Origin of the sequence: Sphaerospermopsis sp. LEGE 08334, from assembly GCF_015207205.1 — a bacterium.
GTDB lineage: Bacteria > Cyanobacteriota > Cyanobacteriia > Cyanobacteriales > Nostocaceae > Sphaerospermopsis.
Genome location: NZ_JADEXH010000035.1, coordinates 1 through 11,535 on the forward strand (window position 1 = coordinate 1; position 11,535 = coordinate 11,535).

The following is an 11,535-nucleotide window of genomic DNA, read 5'->3' on the forward strand; positions in this document are numbered from 1 at the left end:
TCCTGGTGTCTATGGCGCGGTGGAACCACACTGATCCCTTCCCGAACTCAGAGGTGAAACGCTGCTGCGGCGACGATAGTTGAGGGGTTGCCCTCTGTCACAATAGCTCGATGCCAGGGCTAATATTCAATCCAAAAGCCTCCTCTCTTGGTATACTGAGAGGGGGTTTTTGTTTTGGTGATTTTAGAAAATACGCAAACAGGTGAGGTATGTGGTGTGTAAATTAAACACTGGACTAGGCTCGGTTGCAGTTTACCCAACCTAACCTACAAAGTATTGCCAATTTTACTAAATTTTATAAAAATGCACTGATGTCATCATCATAATCTGGTCTGGATGACAATAAATTCACTGCTGTTTTTCCTAACTCCATTCCAGCATAACTAGCAGCTAAACATACACCATAAAACCCACATTCCGCACCCTCAACTGTCACACAACGAAAATTGGTCATTTGGAGATTTAGAATTGGCGATCGCCTACCAATATTCATTATCTTTGGTACAAAATACAACATTTGGTCGTAATGAAATTACGAAAAAACCGATTGTGACACCGGGGGGTGCGGAAGGTAGGATAAAAAGCGAATCCTGGAATGGCTAGGGGTAGAGCAGCACCAGCTACTCTCCCTGCTAATACACTTCCTATATGTAACTGTCCACATTTTTTACTTCTTATTGATTCTCTAGTTTTACCAAATTTATGATATGTGTTAAAAGTGTGCAGATGATGAAATAACCATCGGCATTTTTTCCGGGCTATACTAACAGTAACTATCTCTAGCCCTCATGATTACGTCAAGTCTGGCTGAAATGAGAACATCCTCAAAGCCATACCATGTTGAGCAATACTGCAAAATTGGTGATAATAAATGGGTATTGAATTTGCAGATGCAGAAGCTAGTTTAAATTTAGCCTCTGTTCCCTGTCAAATTGTGTTAGGTGATATCTACGATAAAGTTGAATTTAACGTAGAAGAATAATTTAATAAAGATGTAGTTAATTTACGCACAAATTACGATCATCCTGTTAATCCTTAAATCCTGGAAATCCTGATGCAGACTATTAAATCAAATCCGCACGGGGTTTAAAACTTTCAATTTCCCGCAATTTTTCATACAATTCCCTTTCTTCAGTAGTAATATTTTTCGGTGTCACAATTTGAATTTCTACTAATTGATCACCTCTTTTCCCACCTTCTGCGGGATAACCTTTATTAGCTAATCTAAACCTTTGACCGGATCTAACTGCGGGAGGAATAGTCATTTTCACAGGACCATCTAAAGTGGGTGCTTCCACTTGTCCACCTAAAACCGCTTCACTGGGAGTTACAGGAATTTGACAGAAAATATTTGCACCTTCTAGTTTAAACAACGGATGGTTTTCAACGGTAATTTTTAAGTATAAATCTCCACCACCAATGCCTTGATTTCGCAAGCGGATGGTTTGACCCGTAACCATAGCAGGTGGCATAGTTACTTCGAGCGATCGCCCATCTTCTAAACGTATTCTTTCATTACCACCTTGATAAGCTTTTTCTAGAGGTAAAGTTAACCTCGCTTCGATATCTCTGCGAGTGGTACGGGGTGGTGTGTTAACTGTATAAGCAACTTTGGTTCTTGGAGTGCGAAACGGGTCGCTAGTAGTTGTACTACCAGTATTAGTTCTGGTATCTTTGCGACTGCTAACACCTATGACTGTATTAATAAAACTTTCAAAATCAGGAAACTCGCTGGGATCTACCTCTTGACTAGTACGGGTGTTGGTGCGACTATCTCCCCAACCCTTTGGTTTCGGTGACTGTTTGCTACCAGCAAAGCCTTTTTGTTTCCAGTAGCGGCTAAATTGATCATATTGCGATCGACGGCTGGGATCGGAAAGAATTTCATAAGCCTCACCAATAGTCTTAAATTTTTCTTCTGCTTCCTTGTCACCAGGATTAAGATCAGGGTGATATTGCCTTGCTAACCTGCGATAAACCTTTTTAATTTCTTCGCTAGAGGCTTCTTTTGTGACTCCCAAAATCTCGTAATAATCGCGGAAATTTTGCAAGTTTTGCATAGTCAGTTATCAGTTATTAGTTATCAGTGGGAACAGGGAACAGGGAGGAAAATTTTAGATTTTAGATTTTAGATTTTAGATTGGAGATAACAAAAACAATCCAAAATCCAAAATCCAAAATCCAAAATTAATAACTTCTGACTCCTGAATCTAAAATTTACAGCCAATCATCATCATCATCCCAGTTGTCTTGATAGCTGGGACGAATGGGACGGGGGGGAGGACTGTTATCATAAGAGGAAGAACGATTTTCTCGACCATAGTCTCTTCCATATTCCCTGCCATTGCCTCTACCATAGTCTTTACCATAGTCTCTGTTATAAGAATCCCGTTCTCGATAGGTTTCTCTGGGAGAATAATCCCGTTCCCGTTCTTTATCACCTGTGAAGATTTCCCGAATCGCACCAAATAAATCTTCGTCTTCATCTTCAGCATAATACTCACGGACTTCTCGATTTAGCTCATAGAGAGCATCTTGCAAGTCTGAGTAAGCCTGATCAATGCCCCGATCATCATCATCTTTTAAACTTTCTCGCAGTTCCCGGCAAATATTGTCAATGCGTTGACGACGGTTGCGGGCAAACTGCATCCCCATTTCTAAGGCTACTTCCCGCAGTTGTCTTTCTGCTTGTAAAATCAAAGCTTCGGAACGAGTCCGTTTTTCTACTCTTTCTTTCCGTTCCCGGTCAATATCAGCATATCTCTGAGCATCTTGAATCATTCTATTAATTTCTGATTCACTCAAGGTAGAAGCACCTTGAATAGTAATACTCTGTTCTCGGCCAGTTGTCCGATCTAATGCCGTTACCTGTAAAATACCGTTGGCATCTATATCAAAAGCTACTTGAATTTGCGGTATACCTCTAGGTGCTGGGGGAATACCATACAGCTTGAAACGTCCTAAAGATTTGTTATCTGCTGCCATTTCCCTTTCCCCTTGGACTACGTGAATTTCTACACTGTTTTGGTTATTTTCCGATGTAGAAAAAATATCAGATCGTCTGACGGGGATGGTGGTATTGCGGGGAATGAGTTTTTTCATCACCCCACCAATGGTTTCTAAACCCAAGGATAAGGGTGTGACATCTAACAGTAGTACATCCTTGGTTTCTCCTGCCAGAATACCTGCTTGAATAGCTGCACCTACGGCTACTACTTCATCAGGGTTGACATTTTCGCTAGGTTCAATGCCAATTAAATCCTGTACTAGCTGTTTCACCATTGGCATTCTGGTTGAACCACCTACTAAGACAACTTCTTCAATATCTACAGGTGATACTCCGGCATCTTTTAACGCCCGTTTGACTGGGTTACGAATCCGACTGATTAAGTCAGTACATAAACCTTCAAACTGGGAACGGGTGAGGCGAGTTTCTAAATGTTTGGGTCCGTCCTCGGTAGCGGTGATAAAGGGTAAGTTAATATCAGTAACGCTGACGGCAGAAAGTTCAATTTTGGCTTTTTCTGCGGCTTCCATCAAACGTTGTAAAGCTTGGCGATCGCGTCTTAAATCTACTCCTTCTGTCTCTAAAAATTGCTCCGCTAACCAATCAACTATTTTTTTGTCAAAATCATTACCACCTAACTGAGTATCTCCACTGGTAGCTTTAACTTCAAAAACGCCATCACCCACTTCTAAAATCGAAACATCAAAAGTACCACCACCCAAGTCAAAAACTAGGATGGTTTCTACATCACCTCTTTCTAATCCGTAGGCTAGGGAAGCGGCGGTAGGTTCATTAAGAATACGTAGCACTTCTAAACCTGCGATTCTGCCAGCATCGCGGGTAGCTTGACGTTGAGAATCATTAAAATAAGCAGGTACGGTAATTACAGCCCCCGTCACAGGTTCACCCAAATAACGACTAGCATCAGCCGCCAATTTTTTCAGCACCATTGCTGAAATTTCTTCCGGGGCAAAATCTTTATTTAATCGTGGACAGGCAACTTTAATATTGCCCATTTCATCCTTACGAATAGTGTAGGGTACACGCTTAGAATCGGGGTTTAATTCAGCGTATCTGCGCCCAATAAAGCGTTTGACTGCAAAAAAGGTATTTTGGGGATTCAGCACAGTTTGCCGTCTGGCCATTTGCCCCACCACCCTTTCGCCTTCTTTGCTGAAACCGACAACAGAGGGGGTGGTTCGCATACCTTCAGCATTGGCAATCACCACCGGCTTGCCACCCTCCATCACGGCGACTACTGAGTTGGTTGTACCCAAGTCGATGCCGACTACCTTGCCCATGCGTTACTCTTCTCCTGCTGCGTGTTTGACTACATCTATATATTATGATTGGGAGGCATATTTTCCGCTGGATGCCAGATGTTAAAAACCGCCCAATGGTATAATTATCATTAATTCCATAAATTCAATAATTTAGATAATTAGAGAAATTGTAGCTTAACCTGTCACTTGCCAAACTAGGATAGCATTTGCACAGAGGGAACAGGGAACAGGGAAAAAGGCAGGGGAGCAGGGAGCAGGGAGCAGGGGGAAATTATTTGATTTTCCCAGTCACCAGTCACCAGTCACCAATCACCATCTTGACTTTAAAACAACGATTACTCAATCATCTGCAAGAAATAGCACGGGAACGCGATCCTTATATGGCCAGTGCGGGACATTTCTTTGTTCAAGAATACATCCGCCACGAATTAGGACAATGGGGAAGTGTGGAAATCCACACCTTTAAAGTGGGGAGTAAGATTTGTAATAACCTGATTTTAAATTTACCTGCCCAAGAGAAAAGACACAAGGCTGATTCACCTCCTATTTTAATTGGCGCTCATTATGATGGTGTACCTGGTACTGTGGCCGCTGATGATAATGCTACTGGGGTGGCAGTTTTATTAGAATTTGCCAGAGTTTTTGCCCAAGCACCTGCTAGATATCCTTTGCGGTTGGTTGCTTTTGATATGGAAGAATATGGTTTGTTAGGTAGTGCTGACTATGCAGCTTTATTACACCAACAAAAGCAACGTCTACGTTTAATGATTTCTTTGGAGATGTTAGGATATCGGGATTACAGACCAGGTTCGCAAAGATATCCAGCTTTTTTAGATAGATTATACCCCAATACTGGAGATTTTATTGGTTTAATTGGCAATTTACGGACTTTAGGGGATTTAGTCAATATCCGTAGTGCTATTAGTAAATCGGGTTTACCTTGTCAGTTATTACCAGTACCAAATCGGGGTTTATTAGTTCCCCAAACTCGACTGAGTGATCATGCACCTTTTTGGGATCAAGGTTATCCAGCAATTATGGTGACAGATACAGCATTTATGCGAAATCCTAATTATCACAAACCGAGTGATACTATTGATAGTTTGGACTTAGATTTTATGACTGGTGTTTGTGAGGGTTTAGAAAGCGGTATTAGGTGTTTATAAATTTGAATAAAAGTGGCTCTCCCAGAGTGGGTATGATAATTTAATCAATACCTTAGCCATTTTCCCGTAGGTTGGGTTTACCGTGTGGAAACCCAACGTATTTGTTGGGTTTCGTTCCTCAACCCAACCTACAAATCAAGATATTTTTGATTTTGGCGAAGGTATTGTTACTAAAAAATAATAAATGAAAACATTGGTATGCAAGGAGTCCATGAATATAAAACAATAGATTTAATAAGATTTAATTTGGTTTTAATTGAATCTCTTGTTACATAATGAATTCAAGCAAGTATTAGTATTAAGTTTTCATATCTAGTCTAGGAGAGCCATAAAAGTTTAAACAAAAAAATAAATAGCCGATTTCTTTTGGAAAATTTACAGCCAAAGCCAGGTATATTATTAGATCGTTTTTCAGGAAGTGGAACATCATTATTTACTGCACGTGAATTAGAATGAAAAACTACAGTTATTGAACTTTTACCAGTTGGTATTTTTGCAACTCAAGCCAGAATATTATTTCAAAAAAATCAATATAGAATTATTGAAACAAGTCATTACCAAATTGCCAAATATCAAATATGAAGATTACTATAAAGAATCTTTAGGATTTAATCATTTAGTAATTACTCGTGGTGCGTTTTCTGAAGTAAGTAGTCGTGCAAAATAAATTTTATATTGGGGAGAGGGAACAGGGAAAAGTTAACAGATAAGGAATACAGAGATTTTTGTTTGTTCCAAAAATGTTAAATTAATTTTGCCCAGGTACTTAAATGAAAAGTAGCGAACTGCAAACATAATTAACGTGATTGAAATGCTAATTCTGCATCACCTAACCACAATTTCACATTATTACCTTGTACTTCTGTCTTTTACTTACGCCTACAGAATGAATTAGAGTTTTCGAGTTATTCTTAATAATTGATGAAAAAACGTACTTCTGTAAATTATGGCTGAACTACCCAAAACCCTAGAAGATGCGATCGCTCAATCTCGTGAAGCGGTAAAATCGGCTTTAGCTGATGGTATCACTCGCATTCAAGTTGAGTTACTGTTCCCAGAACTCAAATTTATGCCAGTTGCAGAACAATTTATCCCCGTATTCGCTGAATATGAATCCCGTCTCAAAGTCTTCTTTGCAGATGCTGGTGCAGCCGCTTTAGCCCGGCGAGATTGGGCAGATGTACCATTTAAAATTTTAGATATCGGTACAGGAAGGACTGCTTCCCTACAAGCAAAAATTCAACCAGAAGATGAAATTTTCCTGTTTATCGCCCCCACTTCCGTAGAAGTACCTCAACTAGAAAAACTTTGTGAATTAATTGGTGAACGCCCCTTTGTCATGTTAAACCCCCGTCTGGAAGACTCCGGTACAGTGGGTATAGGTTATGCAGCGCGAGAAACCCGCAAACGTTTCATTAGTACGATTGAATCTTGCTATTATTTGCGTCCTGTCGATGATGAAAGCGCCCTTATGCGCTGCTATCCTGGAGATTGGGAAGTGTGGTTAGAAACCGCAGGCGAATATCAAAAAATAGCTGAATTACCCAAAAAACCATCAGGGGATGAAATAGACATGATCCTGATGAAAGAACAACCACAAACCACCGACGGAACACCCGCCAAAAAACCCAGTGTGTTTAAGAGTTTGCAGCGGTTTATCAAGGCGTTGAGTAGTTAGGTTTACGCCAATTTACAACTTACCCTTCAATAATGAACAATTGAGAATTACCTCTCTCTTCCAGGGAGAGGATTGAAAAAGCAGAATTTTTGGCTTTTTTGCCCCTTGAAAGGGGAGGTTTTAAACCTTGAATGAAACAATTTTCAATTATCAATTGTCAATTATCAATTATATAACTATTTACAGGGCAAAAATATGATATGAAGCTACCAAAAAACAATTAAAAAACCATTGACAAATTATCAAAATTATTCTAATCTTTATCTTATAATTGAAATCTGTGCGCCCATATATAACCCTTTTTGATTACTGCTGATAAATGAATAAGTGATAACTAATAACTAATTAAATATTGGGGCTGAATTTGGAAAAAATGCTATCTTCCCCTCAGCCATGCAAATTTGCCAAAATCCCAATTGTTCCAACCCCTTCAACCCTAACTACAGTAAGTTTTGCATCGTTTGTGGACATGATAAATTTGGTGAAATCCTCAGAAACCGTTACCGTGTTTTGCGGTTATTAGGTGAAGGTGGGTTTAGCAAAACTTACGCAGCAGAAGATGTAGACAGACTAGACGCACCTTGCGTTATTAAGCAATTTTTCCCCCAAGTGCAGGGAACAGGACAACGAGCAAAAGCCGCAGAATTCTTCAAAGAAGAGGCTTTTCGGTTGTATGAACTAGGAGAAAACCATCCGCAAATTCCCCGTTTATTAGCTTACTTTGAACAAGGTTCAAGTTTGTATTTAGTGCAGGAATTTATTATTGGGAAAACACTTCTAGAAGAAGTCAAAGAAAAGGCGTATACTGAAAAAGAAGTGCGTCAACTGCTAATAGACTTATTACCAGTTATTGATTTTATTCACAAAAAAAACGTTATCCATCGGGATATTAAACCAGAGAATATTATTAGAAGAAATGCAGACCAAAAACCTGTATTAATTGACTTTGGAGGTGCAAAACAAGTAACTCACACCAGTATAGCTAGACAAGCAACAGCTATTTATACATTAGGATATGCACCCACAGAACAAATGGCAGGTTTTGCTTGTCATGGAAGTGACTTATATGCTTTGGGTGTAACTTGTGTGAGATTATTAACACAAGATTTACCCATGCAACATACCTATGGATTGAAAGATCCTCTGTATGATCCGATGAATGCAAAATGGTTATGGAAAGAACGTTTACAAGCAAAAGGGATTACTATTAGTGAAGAATTAACATACATTTTAGATCATTTACTACAACATTTTCCTAGTGATAGATATCAGTCAGCAATAGAAGTGTTACATGATTTAAAACATGATTTCCCAAATTATTTAAACATCGAATCATCAACGCCGATAGAGTTAAAATTTGCTCCTATTATCGAAACACCTACAAAACAACAAAAAATTATTGTTCCTGTTCCAGATTTAGAAACATTTGATTTTGAGATTATTACTGTAGATACAGGAGGGAGAGAACTTTACCGAGACAGAGGAAAGTCCCAATTTTTCGCAGAAGAATTGAATAGAAACGTCACTTTAGAAATGGTATCAATTCCTGGTGGCAATTTTTTAATGGGTTCACCAGAATTTGAAGGTAATGCTGATGAACATCCCCAACATCCAGTGAAAATACAACCTTTTTATATGGGGAAATATCCCATTACTCAAGCACAATGGAAAGCGGTAGCAGCATTACCCAAAGTTACACAAGATTTAAATTCCAACCCAGCAAAATTTAAAGGTGCAAATTTACCAATAGAAAACGTTTCTTGGTATGAAGCAATAGAATTTTGTTTGCGGTTGTCGCTGAAAACAAGAAGAAATTATCGTTTACCGAGTGAAGCAGAATGGGAGTATGCTTGTCGTGCAGGAACTACCACATCTTTTCATTTTGGGGAAACAGTAACTTCTGATTTAATTAATTGTAACGGTAGTGAAATTTATGCCATTGAACCTAAAAGTAATTTCTACAACAAAATAACAGATGTGGGCAGTTTTGATATAGCAAATGCATTTGGGTTGTATGATATGCACGGGTTAGTTTGGGAATGGTGTGCAGATCCTTGGCATAATAATTATCATGGCGCACCTGTAAATGGTAGTGTGTGGGATATGGGTGGTGATATCCATCGTCGGGTTTTGCGCGGTGGTGCTTGGAATTTCAGCGCGGAACTTTGTCGCAGTGCTAGTCGCAGTTGGAATGAAGCGGAAAGTGGTTTAAGGATGTCAGGTTTGCGGGTGGTGTTTTCCGCTGAGGTTTAAATGTCAACAATAATGAGATAGGGGTTTAGCATTGCTAAACCCCCACATTTTGCTTTGTGAATATAGGTTGACTAAACCAGCTTTAAATCAGGATATTCAGCAAACAAATCATCAGAAGTCAAAGTATCACCTTCTGCTTGGGGAGTCCACAACACTTCAATAGCTAAAACTTGCTCACCAGGAAGACTACCAACTTGTCGCAAAGCTTGACGTAAATCATCCGCGCTATTAATTTGGGGAAAGTCCCATTTACCCAAGGTTGCAGCTAATAAGGTGACAATAATATACTCTCCTGGACCTTCACTAATTAAACGAGTAGGGTTATCCACATCACCGGGTAATTCTTTAGCCAAAACAGATTTTAACTGATTGTTGACATTAGAAAGAGTTTCTTCGCTAAATTTGCTACGTTCAGCCAAAGATAAACGGTTAAATTGAGATTCAGCCGCGTTTAACTTAGCTTGTTGTGTACCACCACCAGCATAAACCCAATATTCAGGATGACGCAGCAAAGCTAAACTTGCTTCTTGTAAAATTTCTGCTCTTCCTCCTGGGGTGTTGGTATCGGCCTTTTCAGCTATTTGGTTAAGTTCGCTTTGTAAACCTCTAGCTTGTGCTAATAAACCAACTTGTAACCGAGTGATAGAGACATTCGGGTTACTGCCATAAGTCACCTCTTCAGTATCTCCACTGGTGACACGGCGGAAAGTTTGGACTAAAAAGTTAGCGATCGCAAAGAAAATCAAAATTGTGAACAGTCCGCCAAAACCACCGCCAATACCCCAAAAAGGAATCAGGAACGGAAAACCAAAACCACCACCAGGATAATATCCGCCACCCCCAGGAGGTGCGTAGGTACGAGGTGTGTAAGTCCTGCTTGATGGCATTCTAAACGAACCGCCGCCAATACGTCCACCACTGCGTGCAGCTAAAGCACCATCAGCATTACCCAATGCTAAAGCCAAAACCAGACCCAGGACAAAAGAAATTTTTAACAGGGGTTTGAGGATTCGTTGTAATTTTTTTTGCATAAACAAGCTACCAAAAAACAATATTTTTAAGATTTTTCTCCTATTGCTAGGATTCAAACAAGGTAGAACATAATCACCACAATCTGCCGCAGGGATTGTCAGCCATATCTTTAATCTACCGCGAATGCACACTACTTGGCAGGGAAGACAGCGAATATTCCTTGGTTGATAACCGTACCACAAAATATCTGTACCAGTGCAAAACTTTGGAATCAATTAATTATTACCTTCTCTGGAGCATGACATACTTAACAGCAATAATTTTGACTTAAGTATGACAACCTCTGGGTTAAATTATTTCTGATAGTGAATAAATTTTTTCCGGATCAAGAACCTATGTTCAGCACATATTGGCAAGGAGGTTTAAGTAATCAGTTATCAGTAATTAGCTATCAGTAATCAGCTATAGGAATAAGTATTAACTACGATAAATTACAAAATATTATGGGATGTAAATCATCCTTTTGATAGAAAAAGCATGATTAAAAGTAACATTTATTCAAGACTTTTTGGCATTTTGGCATGAATTTTGGCAAAATTCAAGCTAATCTACTAAGTATCATCTAGATTTAATTTTTCCAGCAGAAGCTATACAATTACTGGAGCATATCAACGATCAACTCTAGCTTTATTTCATCATGTCAAAATAATCATGTTAACAATCCTCCTTTGGTAAGAAATTGGCACACAAGAAACAAATTTTTGATACCAATTGGATACCAATTTTTTGAGCAAATGGGGATAATCAATATTGGTTAAAAATTCTGGCATGAATATATTGAACCAAGTTGTGTAGCTACAATTTGCAAAATCAATCAGGAGCATCCCAATTTTGACAAAATGAACGTAGCAACACTAAAAAATCTCTCACAATCTCTTACCTTTGCGTCCTTTGCGGTTCAATAATATCAAGTCTTGGAGCATTTTATTTCCCTAGATAAAAATAAATTTACACATTTGGGATACTCCCAATCAATCTCTAAACACGATCAAGTTTACTTTACAGATTGATGAGGCTATTTTCATACTTCTTAAAGTTTAAATACATTATTTAATTAGGGCTTGCTGAATAAATGTAAAACCCAGATATATCAAGGGTTACAGGTTGATAAAGAGG

9 protein-coding genes and 1 rRNA gene are annotated in these 11,535 nt (G+C 39.0%); 6 read left to right on the top strand and 4 right to left on the bottom strand.

Features of this window, described 5'->3' with window-relative positions; all coding sequences use genetic code 11:
• Position 1: 1 nt before the first annotated feature.
• Positions 2–119, top strand: a 5S ribosomal RNA gene (gene rrf, locus IQ237_RS18585).
• Positions 120–295: 176 nt separating this feature from the next.
• Here rrf and IQ237_RS18590 read toward each other — a convergent pair.
• Positions 296–454, bottom strand: coding sequence for a hypothetical protein (locus IQ237_RS18590; protein ID WP_194057792.1), 159 nt, complete (start codon positions 452–454; stop codon positions 296–298).
• Between the two features lie 14 nt (positions 455–468).
• On the opposite strand from IQ237_RS18590, the gene IQ237_RS26730 reads away from it, so the two are divergent.
• Positions 469–603: a hypothetical protein gene (locus IQ237_RS26730; protein ID WP_255512683.1), complete on the top strand. Its 135-nt coding sequence runs from the start codon at positions 469–471 to the stop codon at positions 601–603.
• Positions 604–1,064: 461 nt separating this feature from the next.
• On the opposite strand, the gene IQ237_RS18595 is transcribed toward IQ237_RS26730, so the two are convergent.
• The gene (locus IQ237_RS18595; protein ID WP_194057794.1) at positions 1,065–2,060 is read right to left on the bottom strand and encodes a DnaJ C-terminal domain-containing protein; all 996 of its coding nucleotides are present in this window, start codon (positions 2,058–2,060) and stop codon (positions 1,065–1,067) included.
• Between the two features lie 157 nt (positions 2,061–2,217).
• Positions 2,218–4,308: a molecular chaperone DnaK gene (gene dnaK, locus IQ237_RS18600; protein ID WP_194057802.1), complete on the bottom strand. Its 2,091-nt coding sequence runs from the start codon at positions 4,306–4,308 to the stop codon at positions 2,218–2,220.
• Positions 4,309–4,607: 299 nt separating this feature from the next.
• Here dnaK and IQ237_RS18605 point away from each other — a divergent pair, with 299 nt between their 5' ends.
• The 4 genes from IQ237_RS18605 to IQ237_RS18620 all read left to right on the top strand — a co-directional run bounded on the left by IQ237_RS18605 (position 4,608) and on the right by IQ237_RS18620 (position 9,387).
• The gene (locus tag IQ237_RS18605; protein ID WP_194057804.1) at positions 4,608–5,456 is read left to right on the top strand and encodes a M28 family peptidase; all 849 of its coding nucleotides are present in this window, start codon (positions 4,608–4,610) and stop codon (positions 5,454–5,456) included.
• Positions 5,457–5,925: 469 nt separating this feature from the next.
• Positions 5,926–6,123 (top strand): hypothetical protein, encoded by a 198-nt coding sequence (locus IQ237_RS18610; RefSeq protein ID WP_228020471.1) that lies wholly within the window; start codon positions 5,926–5,928, stop codon positions 6,121–6,123.
• Positions 6,124–6,402: 279 nt separating this feature from the next.
• Positions 6,403–7,134: a DUF1995 family protein gene (locus IQ237_RS18615; protein WP_194057807.1), complete on the top strand. Its 732-nt coding sequence runs from the start codon at positions 6,403–6,405 to the stop codon at positions 7,132–7,134.
• A gap of 393 nt (positions 7,135–7,527) precedes the next feature.
• A complete protein-coding gene (locus IQ237_RS18620) occupies positions 7,528–9,387 on the top strand; it encodes a bifunctional serine/threonine-protein kinase/formylglycine-generating enzyme family protein (RefSeq protein ID WP_194057815.1) in 1,860 nt (619 codons plus the stop codon).
• A gap of 71 nt (positions 9,388–9,458) precedes the next feature.
• Here the strand turns inward: IQ237_RS18620 and IQ237_RS18625 are convergent, their stop codons facing one another.
• Complete coding sequence (locus IQ237_RS18625; RefSeq protein WP_194057921.1) at positions 9,459–10,418, bottom strand: DUF1517 domain-containing protein; 960 nt, start codon at positions 10,416–10,418, stop codon at positions 9,459–9,461.
• Positions 10,419–11,535 lie beyond the last annotated feature (1,117 nt).

Excerpts from the sequence above, each read along its gene's own strand:
- IQ237_RS18595 (WP_194057794.1), bottom strand. The coding sequence starts at position 2,060 with ATGCAAAACTTGCAAAATTTCCGCGATTATTACGAGATTTTGGGAGTC.
- IQ237_RS18620 (WP_194057815.1), top strand. The coding sequence starts at position 7,528 with ATGCAAATTTGCCAAAATCCCAATTGTTCCAACCCCTTCAACCCTAAC.
- IQ237_RS18615 (WP_194057807.1), top strand. The coding sequence starts at position 6,403 with ATGGCTGAACTACCCAAAACCCTAGAAGATGCGATCGCTCAATCTCGT.
- dnaK (WP_194057802.1), bottom strand. The coding sequence starts at position 4,308 with ATGGGCAAGGTAGTCGGCATCGACTTGGGTACAACCAACTCAGTAGTC.
- IQ237_RS18625 (WP_194057921.1), bottom strand. The coding sequence starts at position 10,418 with ATGCAAAAAAAATTACAACGAATCCTCAAACCCCTGTTAAAAATTTCT.
- IQ237_RS18590 (WP_194057792.1), bottom strand. The coding sequence starts at position 454 with ATGACCAATTTTCGTTGTGTGACAGTTGAGGGTGCGGAATGTGGGTTT.